The organism is Janthinobacterium sp. GW823-FHT01H08, assembly GCF_058797855.1.
This window is the reverse complement of the sequence record NZ_CM179504.1, coordinates 3632283-3647586: the sequence shown is the minus strand read 5'-3', so window position 1 is coordinate 3647586 and position 15304 is coordinate 3632283. Positions and strand designations below refer to the sequence as shown.

Below are 15304 nucleotides of genomic sequence, written 5' to 3'. Positions count from 1 at the left end.
GTGTCAGCGGCCCCGGCCTGAATCCGGCTCAAGGTCAGGCAAACAGGCTGGCGACCACATGGTTGATGGCCGCGCCGCCGGCGATGAGCCAGCAGAACAGCAGGCCGGCCAGCAGCAGGGGCTTGATGCCGGCGCGGCGGATGGCCGACATATGCGTCGTCAAGCCCAGGGCCGCCATGGCCATGGCCAGCAGAGCCGTATCGATGTCGGTGATGGCGGCTACCACCGGGGCCGACAGCCAGCCCAGCGAATTGAAGGCCACCACGGCAATAAAAATGAAGGCAAACCAGGGGATGGCCAGCTTGGCCGCCTTGTCGTGGCCGCCATCTTTGGCCTTGCCGCGCGTCAGCAGGGCCGACAGGATGACGAGGAACGGCGCCAGCATCATCACGCGCACCATCTTGGCGATCACAGCCGCATTCGCCGCCTCTTGCCCGATCGACTTGCCGGCCGCCACCACTTGCGCCACTTCATGCACGGTCGAACCGATGTACACGCCGAAGGCCGTGGGCGTGGCGCCCAGCACTTGCCAGCCCAGGTTCAGCTGGTACAGCACGGGATACAAAAAGATGGCGATGGTGCCGAACACCACGACGGTGGAGACGGCGACGGTGACGTCCTCGCTGCGCCCCTTGACGACGGGCTCCGTCGCCATCACGGCTGCCGCGCCGCAGATCGAACTGCCCGCGCCGATCAGAATGGCGCTGTTGCGTTCCAGCTTGAACACCCTGGTGCCGAGGAACATGGCCAGGCCAAACGTGGACGCCAGCACCAGCGCGTCGATGGCGATGCCGGCCAAGCCCACCTGGCCGATATCCTGGAACGTCAAGCGGAATCCGTAGAGGATGATGCCAAGACGCAATAATGTCTGCTTGGAAAAAGCCACGCCCGCGCCGCAGGTGGGCGCCAGGCTGCCATACAGGCTGTTGCCCAGCACAATGCCCAGCATGATGGCCAGGGTCAGGGCGCTCATGCCGTGGCTTTGCATCCATTCCAGCTTGCCCAGCGCGATGGCGCCCCAGGCGATCAGGCCGCTCAGCAGCAGGCCGGGCAGGAGGCGGCCATAGCGGTCGCTGAAACTGGTGGTATTAGTTGTTGATAGAGAAGACATGCCGTACTCCATGGTTCATGGTTCGTATGGCATGACTGTACAGTTTGTCGATTAAATGGTAAAACGGATTGTTTTTGTATGTTTGACCTAAAAAATAGGTAAATAAGATGGCTTTGACTTTGCGGCAACTGCAGATATTCCTGGCCGTGGCGGACACGGGCAGCACCAGCGCGGCCGGCGAGCAGATTGCGCTGTCGCAATCGGCCACCAGCGCGGCCCTGAACGAGCTGGAAGCCCTGCTCGGGGCGCAACTGTTCGACCGGGTCGGCAAGCGATTGCTGCTCAACGACAATGGCCGCCTGCTGTTGCCGCAGGCGCGGCAGATGCGCGACGCGGCCGCCAGCATCGAGCGCCAGTTTGCGGGCGCCGACCCGTCCGTGCCCGTCAGCCTGCAGATCGGCGCCAGCACGACCATCGGCATCTATCTGCTGCCGCAGATCCTGGCCCAGGCGTCGCAGCAGTACGGGCGCAGCATCCCGCAGGTGACGATTGCCAACACGGCCGACATCGCGGCCGCCGTGGCGGAGTTCCGTGTCGATATCGGCCTGATCGAAGGGCCGTGTCACGAAGCGGGCTTGCTGGTCGAGCCGTGGCTGACGGACCAGATGCTGATCGTGGCCGCGCCCACGCACCCGCTGGCGCAGCTGCGCCATTTGCTCAGCTTTGCGGAGCTGAACCAGGCGGGCTGGCTGCTGCGCGAGGCGGGCTCGGGCACGCGCGAAGCCGTGGAGCAGGCGCTGGTGCCGTACCTGCACTATCTGCGCGCCGCAGGCGAGTTCAGCAATTCGGAAGCGATCAAGTATGGCGCGGCGGCCGGTCTCGGCATCGCCTGCCTGTCGCGGGTGGTGGTGGCCGATTTGCTGGCCAGCGGCCAACTGGTGGAGCTGGAAACCATGCTGCCGCCCCTGGAACGCAATTTCTATCTGATCCGCCAAGCCAAAAAGATCCTCTCGCCCCGTTTGACAGGTTTTCTGGAACTGTGCCGCCACGCCTCGCGCATGGCTTGACGTTTTTCCATATATGGAATAAATTCCCTTATATGGAAAATTCGATACTCACAGAGAGCGAGACGGAACAGCGCCTGGCCGCGCGATTAAAACAGTTGCGCGTGGAGCGGAGCTGGTCGCTGGACCAGCTGGCTCACTTGAGCCAGGTCAGCCGCGCTACCCTGTCTCGCCTGGAAAATGGCGAAGTCAGCCCGACGACAGCCGTGCTGGGCAAGCTGTGCGCCGCGTATGGCCTGGCCATGTCGCGCTTGCTGCGCATGGTCGAGGACGATTTTCCGCCCCTGCTGCTGCGGGCGGAACAAACCGTGTGGACGGACCCGGACACCGGCTTTGTCCGCCGCTCCGTCTCGCCCCCGTCGCGCGCGCTGGCCGGCGAAGCGCTCGCATGCGAGTTGGGTGCGGGCGTGACGATCGCCTACGCCGCCTCGCCCCGGCCCGGCATGGAACATCATCTGCTGCTGCAGGAGGGCAAGCTCAACGTGACGGTCGACGGCCGCTCCCACGCTTTGCTGCCCGGCGATTGCCTGCGCTACCAGTTGCACGGCGCCAGCGCGTTTACGACCCCGCCGGACAGCGGCGCCCGCTATTTTTTGTTCATCGTCTGAGGTTGATATGTCCCCATCGCTACGCCATTTTTCGTCCGCCGATATTCTTGTACGCCTGCCGGAACTGGGCGCCTTGCTGCAAGACTGCGTGCACGACGGCGCCAGCATCGGTTTTATCCTGCCGTTCGATACGGCGGCCAGCCAGGCTTTCTGGACGGATAACGTCTTGCCGGCCGTCACGCGCGGCGTGCGCCTGCTGCTGGTGGCCGAAGTGGAAGGCAAGGTGGCGGGTGCCGTGCAGCTGGACTGGGACACCAATCCCAACCAGGCGCACCGGGCCGAAGTGCGCAAGCTGCTGGTCGCGCCCGCTTTCCGCCGGCATGGCATCGCCCGCCAGTTGATGCGGGCGCTGGAAGAACAGGCGCGGCAGCTGCCGTGCAGCCTGCTGACCCTGGACACGCGCAGCGGCGACCATGCGCAAGCGCTGTATTTGTCGCTCGGCTACGTGGTGGCGGGCAGCATCCCCGCCTACGCGCTGGCGCCGGCCGGCGACCGGCTGGACGCCACCACCATCCTGTACAAGCAGCTGCAGCAATGACCTGGCAAGAAGAACTCGGGCACTGCAAGGACCGCATGTTGCCGCTGCCAGCCAATGTCGGCTGGCTTGTTGCCAGATAAAATCACCCGTCTGATTACAGAACCGTCCTACCTCGATACCCGGCATCGTCCGACTGGCGTGTGCCGGTGCCGCGCCTACACTGTTCTTTGATAGACCCGGCGGCGGGTCCTTTCTTCTTACAGGAGGCTGATATGGCAAATATCCAGGCAGGATCGGACGGTGCGGCAAAACAGGAAATGTCGGCAAAGCGCTTGAACGTGGTCGACTGGATCTCCATGATCCTCTTGATCGTGGGCGGCTTGAACTGGGCGCTGGTGGGCCTGTTCGATATCGACATCGTGGCCCGCATCCTCGGTGCCATGACGGCGGCTTCGCGCGGCGTGTACGTGCTGGTGGGGCTGGCGGCGCTGTATTCCATTTACCTGTGCCTGCGCAAGTTCCCGGCCAAATCCTAGACGGGAGGATACATGCCTGTTGGTGCAAGCCCCAAGCGTGAACGCGAATTCAAGAAGCTGGAACGCGATTTCAAGCAGGAAGGACGTTACCCGGGCCGCGAGGAAGAGGTTGCGGCGCGCATCGTGAACAAGCAAAGGGCGCAGTCGGGTGAAACCAGGCAAGCGCAGGAGCGGAAAAAAGCCGGCGGCGCTGCCCCGGAGGCGTCACCACCTGACTTGCCCATCGCTGGCTACCAGCAACTGACGGTGGCGCAGATCCGCGACAAGCTGGGCAGCCTGTCCGCTGCCCAGCGCAAGCGGCTGCGCGCTTATGAGGCGGCACACAAGAAGCGCAAGGGTGTGCTGCAAGCGCTGGAGGCTTGAGCTGGCGTCATGAGCTGTATGCGGTGTCCGGCTGTCCATGCATGCGTTATGGGACGGCTTGCTGCGTGCGCAGGTAGGCCAGCAAGTCGGCCACTTGTTGCGCATTGCCGATGCCCCAGAAGCGCATGTTGTTTCCGGGAATGAAATCGCTGGGCGCCTTGAGGAAGGCGGCCAGGTTTTGCTCGGTCCAGATGATATTCGCGTTTTTCATGGCCGCCGAGTATTTGTAGTCGGTGGTGGCGCCGGCCTTGCGGCCGATCACGCCCGTCAGCTTGGGACCGAAGCCGCCGCGCGCCGATGGTCCCACCTGATGGCAGGAAGCGCATTTGCGAAATGCTGCCTTGCCCGCTTCGGCATTGCCGGTGAGGGGGGCGGGAGCGGCAGCCTGCGCGACGGCTGCTGGCGCCAGCAGCAGGGCTGCAGCGGCCAGAGGGGAGAGCAGGCGACAAAGAAAGGTGGATGTCATCGGTGAGGCGGGCATGCAATGCGTGGCAAGCGATGACGCATTTTACAGGCGCACATCAAAACCTGCCCGCCAGCACGACATGGATACGAGGAAGCGGCGCACGATGGATGCAATACCGCTAGCGCTTGCCGCCCTGTGCGCCCAGCGCCGCCATGGCCGACGCAAACACGATGCAGGCGATGGCCAGCCACTGGGTCAGGCTCAGCAATTCTCCCAGCACGGCCATGGCGGCCAGCGCGCTGACGGCCGGCGCCGCACTGCTGAACATGCCGAACACGCCTTGCGGCAAGCGGCGCAGGGCAAAGATTTCCAGCGAATACGGCAGGGCGCTGGACAGCATGGCAATGGCCAGGCCCATCAGCGCAATCGATGGCGCCAGCAGGGCCGTGCCCGAATACGCGACACCGATGGGCACCGTCACCATGGCCGCCACCGTCATGCCCCAGGCCACCGCCTGGCCGCCCTGCAAGGTCGAGGCGCGCTTGCCGAAGATGATGTACATCGCCCAGCACAGGGCCGCGCCCAGCGCATACGCCACGCCGACGGGGTCCAGGCTGCCCGGACTGCCCTGCAGCGGCAGCAGCAAATATAAACCGAACACGGCGCACGCCACGGCGAACAAATCGCGGGGCCGGCGCGACGACAGCATGGCCACGGCCAGCGGCCCCGTCACCTCGATGGCCACCGCAATGCCGATCGGTATCAGCGCAAACGCCCGGTAAATCAGCAAGTTCATCAACCCCAGCACGGAGCCGTAGACGAGCAGATTCAGCACATCCTTGCGCGTCAGCCGGTAGCGCCACGGCCGGAAGATGGCCAGCAGGATCAGCGCCGAAAACCCCACGCGGTACGCCGTAATCCCTTCCACGCCGATGACGGGAAACAGGTTTTTCGCTATCGCCGCCCCCAGATTGACGGAAATCTGCCCTCCCAGGACGGCCAGGGAAGGGAGCAGCACGCTGTCGGGCAGGGGGGAGGTCGAGGCGGGGGAGGTCATGGGGCGCCATTTTAATACGCAACAGGCCGCCAGTCGCTGGCAGATCAGCAACGGACGGCATTTATCCGCCCGTACTGGCGACAATACGGAGCGGACACTGTTGCAATAGTGCAAGTATTTTCTGATAATGTTATTCTGCCAGTACCCCACTGATCAGTGGGGTGCCGCCAACGATTCTTTGTCTCTATGGAGCCGCTCTATGAATTGCAGAAGCATGGCAGTGACAGTCGCTTTGGTGTTTGCCGCTGGCATGGCTGGGGCTGGGGCTGAGGCCTTGCCACCGCAGGCGCAATTGCCGGTCTGGGCGACGCAACAGCTCGATAGCGTGGCCAAGCGCGAAGCGATCGAGGTCAGCGCGCGGGTAAACCCCTTCGTCCTGCGCGGCGATTTCGACGGCGACGGCAAGGGCGACCTGGCTGTCTTGATCAAGAACAAGGACAGCAAGAAAGAGGGCATCGTCTTCCTGTTCCGGCAAAAGACGGCGCCGCTCATCGTGGGGGCGGGTCACGCATTGTCCAACGGCGGCGACGATTTCGCCTGGCTGGAAGTGTGGCAGGTGGAAGACAAGGGCTCGCTCCAGCGCAGCTACCATGAAAAATCGCTCCGGCTGAAAACGGACGGGATCGTGGTGGCGAAAGAGGGTTCTGCCAGTGCCTTGATTTATATCAAGGGCGGCAAGGCGGTCTGGCAACAACAGGGCGATTGATGCATTCCACGCAGCTGTCTGCTGGCCGATGGGGAGGCGTTCTATCGAGCCGTATAATTAACGCGTCTACAGGAGTAGCAGGGCAATGACTGTGTTCCGTATCGGCGACACCAATTTTGAAGTGGATGTCGCGAAATCACACATCAGTCTGGCGCCACGTGTCGATGGCATGCGGGAAATCAATATCAGGATCGAGGCCGACGACGAGGTGTTCATGCGGCTGACGGAAGACGACGATGCGCCCTGGTCGTGGGCGCTGTATCCGCCGTCCTTCCTTTTGCAAGGCTTGCTCGTCGCGGGAACGGATGACGGACCCGTGCAGATGCTTGCCGTTGACGCCGGCAATACGGACTGCGAATCCGCGCTCTACATGATGGAATACCGCGAAGTGGCCGATCTACGCTTGGTGGAATTGTCGGCGCAGCGCCTGGCCATCACGGGCAAGGTGGAATTTTTTGGCAAAAACCTGCCTTTCGCCATCGATATGCCGCGCATAAGCTAGCGGCAATCTTCAGCGCAGCTAAGTAGGTCGTGGGAAATTATTGTGAAGTTATGACGAACAGAACGGGATGCGCTGCAAGGCGCCCGTTGCGACGCAGTGCAGGCACTGCTAGCAGCGGATAACGCCGCAGAGCGCCGGTTATGGAAGTCAGAAATCACAATAATTTATTGCGACCTACTTCGTGAACTGGGGCAGCCTGTGCTGGCCGCCCCGATTGCATCAGTCCAGTTTCAAGGCCTTCGCCACATCCCCCCATGCCACATACTTGAAGTTTTGGGGTCCATCGGGCAAGCGCTTGTAGCCGTCCTGGATCACCAGCATGCCTTGCGCATACGCGCCGCCCAGGTTGGCGGACGTGACGTCGAGGCCATCCGTTTCCGAGGTGCCGTCTATGCCGGCGGGCAAGTTGAAGCCCACCTTGAAGCGGCCGCGCACCTTGTACGGCGCTTGCGTGTCGAGCACGACATAGCTGCTGTCGCCCTGGCTGGAGACGATCAGATAGCCGGTGTCGGGCTTGGCGCCTGGCTGGCGGTAGATGGCCATGCCTTCCACATCCGCCGTCAGGTGCGCTCCCACGGGCAAGACCATGGTCAGCGCGTCCGGTTTGGCGGCGTCGGCCGAGGTGGTCCAGATGCCGCGCGTTTCCTCGCCCAGGAACAGTCTGGCGTTGGCATCGTCGGCCACGCAGCCTTCCGGTTGGGTGTCAACCTTGAAGCTGCGCAACAGAGTCGCGCTGAATTTGCCCCCTTCCAGGCCGATGCGGTATTGCTGGAAGGTGCCGTCCTTGTCGTTGATGAACGCTTGCACGCCGCCGCCGGCCGGTTGATATAAACACATGCCGTAGATGCTTTTCAGACCGGTCGGGAAGCGGCCCGCTTCCGCCACCTCGCCGCTGGCATTGATGGTGAACAACATCATGCTGTTGTCGTCGCGCTGGGTGGCCACGGCCAGGTCGACCTTGCTGCCGCCCAACTGGATGTTTTGCCGCACGTCGACGTTGTTCAGGCGTCCCACTTCCAGCAGCTGCGTCTGCTTGCCTTGCAGGTCGTAGACCAATAGCCCCTGTTTCTTGTTGGTACCGAGAATGCGCGCATCGGCTGGATTCCTGGACAGCCAGATGGCCGGGTCGTCGGCCGCGTCGCCCTGGCGCGCCATCGGTTCCGTCTGCGCTTGCGGGGCGATGATGGCCACCGCAGGCTGCGTTTCCGCTTTGCCTGCCCATTTCAAGGGCCGCGCCTGCCAACCGTTCTTGCCGCGCAGTAGCAAGGCGTCCTTGTCCAGCGCCAGCTGGCTGTCGCCCTTGCGCACGTTCAAGGCGACGGTCTGGGCCGGCAGGGCCATCCATGTATTTCCCTGATGCGTGACCAGGTGCAGCTTGTCCGCCTTGCCGTCGAGCACGGCCATGCCGCCCGGCAGCACGGCCAGGGCGCCGGCGCCGCCTTCCAGTTGGCCGTACGGCTTGCGCAGGGCCACCACTTCGCGTTTGCCCATGCCTTCCGAATCGGCCTCATACGCCCACACGCCCATGTTGGACTCGCTCACCAGCAGGCGTTGGGCGCCATCGTCGACGCGGCAATGTTTGGCGTGCGGCGGCAGGGCCAGTTTGCGTACCAGGCTGCGCTGCTCGCCCTGCATCACCCACTGTTCCGCCTGGCCATCCTTGCCGATCAAGAACAGATGAGCTAGCTGCTGGGCGTCGCGGTACAAACACGATGCTTCCACGGAAAACGTCGGCACCGGAAACGGCGCCAGTTTCACCAGCTTGCCCGCCTGCACGTCGACGGAGACGGGTAGCGGGCGCTGCGTGTCCGCTTCCAGGAAGACGGCCAGCACCTTGCTGCCATCGATGCGCGTGTCGAGCTGCTTGGCGCGCACGGCGATGCGGTCCTGCTCCTGGCCGGCCGCATTGAACAGACGCAAGCCGTGCTTGTCCAAAGTCAGCCAGCCGCCGCCGGGCAGGCGTGCCAGTTCTTCCGCTTCCTGCGTAAAGGACGGCAGGGCGTTGGCGGGGGCGGCTTGCGCGATTCCGGCGAGGCAAAAGGCAGCCAGCAAAGCGCTGCAGAGCACGGTTTTTTTCATGTTATTGACAATCATCAGAAGGCGCTGGCTTTCAGGCTCACCTTGAAGGTGCGGCCGTATTGTTCGTTTTGCACGTTGTATTGCTTCGTGCCCTGGTAGACATAGTATTTCTCGTTGTTCAGGTTGGCCGCCTCGAACGTCACCTGGAACTGCTTGTTGATCTGGTAGGACAGCGAGAAGTCGAGCTGTTTCTGGCTGTCCACGATACGGTCCTGGCTTTGATCGAGGATATCGCCGCCCATTTCCAGCAGGTAGGGCGACTTGTAGTTGAGGGCCAGGCGGGCGCTGACCGGGCCCGTTTCATAGCCCAGCATCAAGTTCATCACCTGGTTCGACTGGCCCGGCAGGCGGATGTCGCGGTTCATCTGCTGCTTGCTCGCCTTGTCGTAGCGGCCGATTTGCGCGCTAGACGTGCTCAAGGTGCCGTTGACGCCGACGAGAAACTTGTTGAATGGCGCCGGCAGCATGCGCAGCGGCTGCATGTAAGCCAGTTCGATGCCCTTGACTTTCGCCGCGTCGCCGTTCGCATACGAGGTGGCCGTCGTGTAGCCCGTCCAAGCTCCCGTGCCGGCCAGGTTCGTCGTGTACGTGAAATTCTTGATGTCCTTGTAGAAGCCGTAGGCCGACATCACGCCGTCGTTGCCCAGGACTCTCTCGATACCGAGGTCGAGGTTGTTGGCTTTCAAGGGTTTCAAGTCCGGGTTGCCGATCACGGCTTCCGTGTTGCTGGCCAGGCTGATGCCGGGTGCCAGCTGGCTGAAGTTGGCGCGCACCACGGCTTGCGTCCAGGCGGCCCGCACGCTGGTCTTTTGATCGACGTCATAACGGGCTTGCAGGTTCGGCAGCCAATTGGTGTACGAACGTTCGCGCGTCAAGGCGGTGGCGACGCCGGCGCTGTCCACCTGCGAACCGGCCGCTTCAAAGCTGGTGCGCTCGGCGCGCACGCCGCCCAGGATGTGCCAGGCGTCGAAATCATAGCTGTTCTGCACATACATGGCGTTGATGTCTTCATGCATGCGGTAATCGTTGATGATCGATTCCGTGGCCAGGCGCGCCTTGTCGCGGTCCAGGCCGGCGACCCTGGCGCGTATCAGCGCCGGGTCCAGCGCCACGCCGATGTTGCCCAGATCGTAATCGAGATTGTGGCCCTGCACGAAGGCGCTCATCGAGGTGGAACCGGCGCCCCAGTAATTGCCGCTGGAAGCCTTGCTGCTGTTATACGCCCATTGATCCGTGTCATTGGTTTTTTCGCGGCGGCTGACTTTGGCGCCGAATTTCAGGGTGGCGATGTCGAACTTGCGCGCCAGGTCGATGCGTGCATGGTGTTCATTGTCCTTCGAATAGCGCTTTTGCAGGGTGATGGCGTTGAGCGCGTAGCTGGCCGGATCGTACAGCGAGGCGGGGCCGCTCAACAATGGTTGCTCGGTGCCATTGAAACTGATGCCGGCGAAATTGCTGAGGCCGCGGAAACGGCCGTCGTTCAAGGATTCCGGCGTGTCTTCCGTGGCGCGGCTCAGGCCGCCTTTCACGTCCAGGGTCCAGTCGCCCGATTTCTGCTGCGTGCCCAGCACCAGCGAGCGCACTTGCTGCGTGTACTTGCGCTGGCGGATGCGGCGTTCGGCGCGCGCGCTGGCCGTCTGGCCTTCGGCCAGGCTGCCGCCGGCGATATTGCTGATGGTCAGGCGGTCGCGCACTTCATCGTCGGAAAATTCGCTCACAAAAGAGCGCAAAAACCAGCTGTTGCCCGCTTCCGGACGGTAATCGAGGTTGACGGCCAGGGCGCCGCGCTTGCGCACGGGCAGGTAGTCGCGCAATTCCAGGCCCGACAATTTGCCCTTGCTCCAGGCGCCGCCCGTTTCCACGTCATCGGAGCCGAACGAGCGCTTTTCCGCGCTCAGGCCGGCGGCCACGCCCAGCTTGCCGTCGAGGAAGCGCTGGGCCCACAGGGCGCCGCCGCTGGGGCTGGTCTTGCCCGTCTTTTCATCATGGCTGGCGGCCACGTTGGCCGACAGCAGCTTGCCCGGCAAGTCGAAGGCGGACAGAGATTTCACTTCGATGGTGGCGCCCAGCGAGTTGGCGTCCATTTCCGGCAGCAAGGTCTTCGAGACTTCCAGCGTGCGGATCAGGCCGGCAGGCAGGATATCGAGCGCCACGGCGCGGCGGCCCGCTTCCGGCGACGGCACCAGCGCGCCGTTGATGGTGACGGCATTCAGGTCAGGCCCCAGGCCGCGCACCGTGATGTAGCGGCCTTCGCCCTGGTCGCGCTGGACGGACACGCCCGGCAAGCGGGCCAGCGCCTCGGCCGCGTTTTTATCGGGCAAACCGCCGATATCGTCGCTGCTGATGACGCTGATGATGTTGTCGGCTTTCTCTTGTGCGGCGATGGCGTTGCGCAGGCTGGCGCGCTGGCCGCTGACGACCACGGTGGCGGCCGGCTGGCCAGCCGCATCTTGTGCTTGCGCATGGCTTTGACCGCTGAAGACGGCCATGATGGCCAGGGACAGGGCCGTCAGGCGCAGCGGGGAGGGGAACGATGTGTGCGTGGTTTTCATGAAGAGCTCGGTTAGGGAGGAAGGAACCGGGCGGATTCTAGGCAGCAAATATGACGGTTGCGTGACAGGCAATCGATTGCCACCCTGAAAACAACGGCGGGTGAACGCTTTCCGGCCGGAAATGAACCGGGGTGAGCTGAAATGACCTGCCGGCGCAGGGCGCATGGGCAAAGGCTCGCCGTATTTGCATGGGAGTCCATGGTAATGATGAGCCGTTTGCACCTGCCGCACGGGAGCGCGGCATGTCATCGTGCCGTCATGGGCAGGCGCTATCGTGGCGGCAGCACCACTTTTAAAGGTTTTCCCACATGCTGCCATTGCACCGTAACAGCCTGATTGCCGCCGCACTGGCCTTGCCCCTGTTCTTGTTCCTGTACGCCACATTGGGCCACGTTAAACCGTTTGCCGTCTGGAAGTGGATGGATATCGTCTGCGAAGGCGGCACGGCCGTCATGGCGGGCATCTGGTTTTTGTTTACCCTCAGCAGCCGGCCGCGTGGACGGGTGACGAGCCTGATCGCCGGCGGCCTGTGCTCCATCATGCTGGGGTCCTGGGCCGATTGCCTCGATGAATTCTTCGCCATCGACAAGCAGGAAGTATGGGATAACTGGCTGGAAGCCTTGATCCCGTTCGGCATGCTGGTGCTGACGATCGGCATGTATTACTGGCGCCAGGAACAGTTCCGCCTGAACGAACATCTGCAAAAGCGCGAACGCCTGTTCCGCGACCACCGCGCCTTCGACCGCATCACGCAGCTGGCCGACGCCAGCTACCTGCGCACGCAGATGCGCCTGGAGCAGGAACGCCGGCCTGGCCTCGATTGCGCGCTGGTCTTGCTCGACATCGACAGCTTTCACCTGATTAACCGCGAATACGGCCACCGCGAAGGCGACCGCGTGCTGCAAGCCGTGGGCCACATGCTGCTGTTGAACTTGCGCAATGACGATCTGCTGTGCCGCTATGCGGGCGACCGCTTCGCCGTGCTGATGCCGGGCGTGTCGCGCGAGGATGCGGCCGTGCGCGCACGCCACCTGTGCGTCATGGTGGGGCAGATGCGCCACCACACCAACGACAACCGCGAAATCCGCCTGAGCCTGCGGCATGCGTGCTCGCTCACCGATGGCGTGCCGGAAGTGGTGCTGGCCGAGCTGAGCCGGGCCGTAGAAACACCGGGCCGCAGCGCCAGTCCCAGGGCCGGCAGCGCCGCGCCCGCCTGATGCCGCTGAACCAGCAGGGCGACCCCAGCATCGCGGCCCATCACCAGCCGGCGCTGGTGCTCGATTATGCGCGCAGCCGCGACCTGGCCACGGCGCCGCTGCTTAAGGGCACGGGCCTGGACGGCGGCGCGCTGCCGTCCGCGGAAAGCCAGGTGAGCGCCGCGCAATACCTGCAATTGCTGGCCAACGTGGCGCGTGGCCTCGACAGTGCCGACACCAGCTTCATGCTGGGCCAGCAAATGTTGCCGGGTCATTACGGCGCCGCCAGCCATGCCTTGCTGCAGGCGCAGAATCTGCGCCAGGCCTTGACCATCCTGTGCGATTTTCATACCTTGCTGTGTCCGCTGCTGCAGCCGCGCTTGCGGGAGGCCGGCGACATGCACGTGCTGTACTGGGTCGATGCATTCGGCGCGCCCAGCCAGCTGCCTTTTTTGGTGGAAATGCACATGACGGCGCTGGCGGCCATGTGCCGCTGGCTGGCGGGCGAGTCCTTGCCATGGCGCTTCTGTTTCAACCGCGCGCGGCCCCGCCACGTGGAGCAGCACGAAGTGCACCTGGGCCAGGCGCTGCGTTTCGATTGCCAGGTGGACGCCATGCTTATCGATTCGAGCTGGCTCGACAAGCCCTGGCCGCGCGGCAATGCCACGGCGGCGGCGCTGGCCTTGCGCGCGGCGGCACTGGCGCCCGTGCCGGCAGTGAGCCTGCTCGGTGCGCTGTACGACTACCTGCTGCTCAATATCCGTTGCGCACCGACCCTGGAGCGCACGGCGCAGGAATTCGGCGTCAGTCCCGCCACCCTGAAACGCCATCTGGCGCGCCATGGCACGCATTTCCAGGCCGAGCTCGATCAGGTGCGCGCGCACAAGGCGATTTATCTGTTCCAGGCGCATGGCTACGACAACGATGCCGTGGCCGCCTACCTCGGCTTTCATGATGCCACCAACTTCCGCCGCTCGTTCAAACGCTGGACGGGGCAAACGCCGCAATTATTGCGTCACGCGCTGGCCCTGTTCGTGGCTGGATGATCGCCGGCGTTGCGCGCCGGCGCCACGCAAGGTCGTTCCTGAGGGAACAATTGCCCGTTCTGCTACATCCATAGTACACTCGATCAGAGAGCGGACAGACGCGCTTTGAGGCGCTCCGGTACGGCGTCACGCGACGCCACAATACCGCCATCACGATGGCGGGCCGGCGGCAGACAACCGGCGTGCCGTGCCTTAACCCAGCCTGGAAACTGGCGTCACCAGTGTGGTGCGCCGGAAACCGGGCAACTTGATAATGCTCAATCGTGTATTCACAATCGCAGATCGATCCAGTCGTCAGTTTCCGCAACACCCAGGGTGAGGCGGTGCGCGGCACGATTTTCAACTTGCAGCGCAATTCGCTGGTCATGGAAATCTATAATCCATACTCGATTGTGCAGGTCAGCGAGGTGCTCAATGACGTGACCGTGCGCATGGGGGCGAAAAACGCCTACGTCGGCAAGGCCGTCGTCATCAGCAGCGTCAACACGGGCCTGACCGCCATCGTTTCCGTGACCCTGATCGACGAGTGGCGCGAGCTGAGCGATGTGGTCGTCGTCAAGGGCGCCGTGTTGAAAGAGTCGAGCGCCTTTGTCGCCGGCTGGGGCGAGCGCTTCCGCATCCGCCGCGACTACCAGATCGTCGTCAACGAAATGCGCGCCTTCCTGTCGGAAGTGGCGCGCTGGGTCGAGCAGGTCGACTTGTCCGACTCGCTGCCCAAGGAAAACGGCCGCCTGCGCCCCGATATCTTCGACGAGCTGGCCTTGCCGCTGATGGAACAGACCCAGCTTTACCTGCGCCAGCTCGAGGTGGAAGCCTCGCTGGTCGAGGAAGAGCGGGCGCCGGCCCACCGCGCCTTCGCCCAGGCGGCGCTGCACCCGCTGATCCTGCGCGCCCCGTTCGTCTTCCGCACGTTTACCAAGCCGCTCGGCTATGCGGGCGACTACCAGATGGTCAACCAGCTGCTCGACGATCCGCGCCAGGGTCCGAGCACGTACTTTCAGATTGTCAATGCGGCCTTTCTGCAGGCGGCCGTGGCGACGGCGCACCGCAACCGCATCGATATCCTGACGGAATTTTTGTCGCAAAAGGCGGCCGCGGCGCGCGCCGCCGGGCGTGTGTATAAAGTGCTCAACGTGGGCTGCGGCCCGGCCATCGAGGTGCAGCGTTTTCTGGAAACGTGCCCCGATGCGCAATGGCTGGCCTTCGAACTGGTCGACTTCAGCAGCGAGACGCTGGACTGGACGCGCGCGCGCCTGACCACCATCATGCAGCGCACGGGGCGCGTGGTCGAGATCGATTATGTGCACGATTCCGTGCACAACCTGCTCAAGCGCCGCCACGGTTCGGGCGCCACTGGTTTGCCCGGCAGTTTTGACGCCGTGTATTGCGCCGGCCTGTTCGACTATCTGTCCGACAAGGTCTGCGCGCGCCTGCTGATGCACTTCGCCTCGCGCGTGGGTCCCGGCGGGCGTTTGCTGGTGACGAATGTGCACGCGGATAATCCGGGCAAGTTCGGCATGGAGCATTTGCTGGAATGGCATTTGATCTATCGCAATGAAGCGGGCCTGTCGGCCTTGCTGCCCGAGCATGCAAGGGACCCGAAAATCTATGTCGACGCCACGGGCGTGAATGTGTTTGCGGAAGTGAGCATTCCTTGATC

General features: G+C 63.4%; 15 protein-coding genes. 10 read left to right on the top strand and 5 right to left on the bottom strand.

The features are described from left to right. Window positions 1–34: 34 nt before the first annotated feature. Entirely contained in the window at window positions 35–1111 is a 1077-nt protein-coding gene (locus AC3RCG_RS16300) for a YeiH family protein (RefSeq protein ID WP_492401213.1), read from the bottom strand. Between the two features lie 107 nt (window positions 1112–1218). On the opposite strand from AC3RCG_RS16300, the gene AC3RCG_RS16295 reads away from it, so the two are divergent. The 5 genes from AC3RCG_RS16295 (at window position 1219) to AC3RCG_RS16275 (ending at window position 4100) form a co-directional block, all read left to right on the top strand. After that, the gene (locus AC3RCG_RS16295) at window positions 1219–2118 is read left to right on the top strand and encodes a LysR family transcriptional regulator (protein WP_070218424.1); all 900 of its coding nucleotides are present in this window, start codon (window positions 1219–1221) and stop codon (window positions 2116–2118) included. 32 nt (window positions 2119–2150) lie between these two features. Further along, on the top strand, window positions 2151–2723 hold the full coding sequence (locus AC3RCG_RS16290; RefSeq protein WP_070218423.1) for a helix-turn-helix domain-containing protein: 573 nt from the start codon (window positions 2151–2153) through the stop codon (window positions 2721–2723). Between the two features lie 7 nt (window positions 2724–2730). Continuing rightward, window positions 2731–3261 carry a GNAT family N-acetyltransferase gene (locus tag AC3RCG_RS16285; protein WP_492401215.1) on the top strand — a complete coding sequence of 177 codons (531 nt, stop codon included), beginning with the start codon at window positions 2731–2733 and terminating at the stop codon, window positions 3259–3261. Window positions 3262–3473: 212 nt separating this feature from the next. Beyond that, window positions 3474–3737: a DUF378 domain-containing protein gene (locus AC3RCG_RS16280; RefSeq protein ID WP_083287945.1), complete on the top strand. Its 264-nt coding sequence runs from the start codon at window positions 3474–3476 to the stop codon at window positions 3735–3737. Between the two features lie 12 nt (window positions 3738–3749). Continuing rightward, window positions 3750–4100 carry a hypothetical protein gene (locus AC3RCG_RS16275; protein WP_492401216.1) on the top strand — a complete coding sequence of 117 codons (351 nt, stop codon included), beginning with the start codon at window positions 3750–3752 and terminating at the stop codon, window positions 4098–4100. A gap of 46 nt (window positions 4101–4146) precedes the next feature. Here AC3RCG_RS16275 and AC3RCG_RS16270 read toward each other — a convergent pair whose 3' ends face one another. Further along, window positions 4147–4581: a c-type cytochrome gene (locus AC3RCG_RS16270; protein WP_492401218.1), complete on the bottom strand. Its 435-nt coding sequence runs from the start codon at window positions 4579–4581 to the stop codon at window positions 4147–4149. Window positions 4582–4684: 103 nt separating this feature from the next. After that, on the bottom strand, window positions 4685–5563 hold the full coding sequence (locus AC3RCG_RS16265) for an EamA family transporter (protein WP_492401219.1): 879 nt from the start codon (window positions 5561–5563) through the stop codon (window positions 4685–4687). A gap of 214 nt (window positions 5564–5777) precedes the next feature. Here AC3RCG_RS16265 and AC3RCG_RS16260 point away from each other — a divergent pair, with 214 nt between their 5' ends. Next, entirely contained in the window at window positions 5778–6269 is a 492-nt protein-coding gene (locus tag AC3RCG_RS16260) for a hypothetical protein (protein ID WP_492401220.1), read from the top strand. Between the two features lie 91 nt (window positions 6270–6360). Continuing rightward, complete coding sequence (locus AC3RCG_RS16255) at window positions 6361–6771, top strand: hypothetical protein (RefSeq protein ID WP_492401221.1); 411 nt, start codon at window positions 6361–6363, stop codon at window positions 6769–6771. 219 nt (window positions 6772–6990) lie between these two features. Here AC3RCG_RS16255 and AC3RCG_RS16250 read toward each other — a convergent pair whose 3' ends face one another. Both AC3RCG_RS16250 and AC3RCG_RS16245 read right to left on the bottom strand, forming a co-directional pair. Further along, the gene (locus AC3RCG_RS16250; RefSeq protein WP_492401223.1) at window positions 6991–8850 is read right to left on the bottom strand and encodes a phytase; all 1860 of its coding nucleotides are present in this window, start codon (window positions 8848–8850) and stop codon (window positions 6991–6993) included. A gap of 14 nt (window positions 8851–8864) precedes the next feature. Then, entirely contained in the window at window positions 8865–11402 is a 2538-nt protein-coding gene (locus AC3RCG_RS16245; protein WP_492401225.1) for a TonB-dependent receptor, read from the bottom strand. A 308-nt stretch (window positions 11403–11710) separates the two neighbouring features. Between AC3RCG_RS16245 and AC3RCG_RS16240 the strand changes: the two genes are divergently transcribed. From AC3RCG_RS16240 to AC3RCG_RS16230, 3 genes are all read left to right on the top strand, one after another. Further along, a complete protein-coding gene (locus AC3RCG_RS16240; RefSeq protein ID WP_492401226.1) occupies window positions 11711–12619 on the top strand; it encodes a GGDEF domain-containing protein in 909 nt (302 codons plus the stop codon). Beyond that, window positions 12619–13644 carry an AraC family transcriptional regulator gene (locus tag AC3RCG_RS16235; protein ID WP_492401228.1) on the top strand — a complete coding sequence of 342 codons (1026 nt, stop codon included), beginning with the start codon at window positions 12619–12621 and terminating at the stop codon, window positions 13642–13644. The genes AC3RCG_RS16240 and AC3RCG_RS16235 overlap by 1 nt, the downstream gene beginning before the upstream one ends. A 263-nt stretch (window positions 13645–13907) precedes the next feature. After that, complete coding sequence (locus tag AC3RCG_RS16230) at window positions 13908–15302, top strand: class I SAM-dependent methyltransferase (protein WP_121669576.1); 1395 nt, start codon at window positions 13908–13910, stop codon at window positions 15300–15302. Window positions 15303–15304 lie beyond the last annotated feature (2 nt).

What these genes read in the sequence shown, in the direction of transcription:
- AC3RCG_RS16300 (WP_492401213.1), bottom strand. Translation starts at nt 1,111, where the DNA reads ATGTCTTCTCTATCAACAACTAATACCACCAGTTTCAGCGACCGCTAT.
- AC3RCG_RS16295 (WP_070218424.1), top strand. Translation starts at nt 1,219, where the DNA reads ATGGCTTTGACTTTGCGGCAACTGCAGATATTCCTGGCCGTGGCGGAC.
- AC3RCG_RS16290 (WP_070218423.1), top strand. Translation starts at nt 2,151, where the DNA reads ATGGAAAATTCGATACTCACAGAGAGCGAGACGGAACAGCGCCTGGCC.
- AC3RCG_RS16285 (WP_492401215.1), top strand. Translation starts at nt 2,731, where the DNA reads ATGTCCCCATCGCTACGCCATTTTTCGTCCGCCGATATTCTTGTACGC.
- AC3RCG_RS16280 (WP_083287945.1), top strand. Translation starts at nt 3,474, where the DNA reads ATGGCAAATATCCAGGCAGGATCGGACGGTGCGGCAAAACAGGAAATG.
- AC3RCG_RS16275 (WP_492401216.1), top strand. Translation starts at nt 3,750, where the DNA reads ATGCCTGTTGGTGCAAGCCCCAAGCGTGAACGCGAATTCAAGAAGCTG.
- AC3RCG_RS16270 (WP_492401218.1), bottom strand. Translation starts at nt 4,581, where the DNA reads ATGCCCGCCTCACCGATGACATCCACCTTTCTTTGTCGCCTGCTCTCC.
- AC3RCG_RS16265 (WP_492401219.1), bottom strand. Translation starts at nt 5,563, where the DNA reads ATGACCTCCCCCGCCTCGACCTCCCCCCTGCCCGACAGCGTGCTGCTC.
- AC3RCG_RS16260 (WP_492401220.1), top strand. Translation starts at nt 5,778, where the DNA reads ATGGCAGTGACAGTCGCTTTGGTGTTTGCCGCTGGCATGGCTGGGGCT.
- AC3RCG_RS16250 (WP_492401223.1), bottom strand. Translation starts at nt 8,850, where the DNA reads ATGAAAAAAACCGTGCTCTGCAGCGCTTTGCTGGCTGCCTTTTGCCTC.
- AC3RCG_RS16245 (WP_492401225.1), bottom strand. Translation starts at nt 11,402, where the DNA reads ATGAAAACCACGCACACATCGTTCCCCTCCCCGCTGCGCCTGACGGCC.
- AC3RCG_RS16240 (WP_492401226.1), top strand. Translation starts at nt 11,711, where the DNA reads ATGCTGCCATTGCACCGTAACAGCCTGATTGCCGCCGCACTGGCCTTG.
- AC3RCG_RS16235 (WP_492401228.1), top strand. Translation starts at nt 12,619, where the DNA reads ATGCCGCTGAACCAGCAGGGCGACCCCAGCATCGCGGCCCATCACCAG.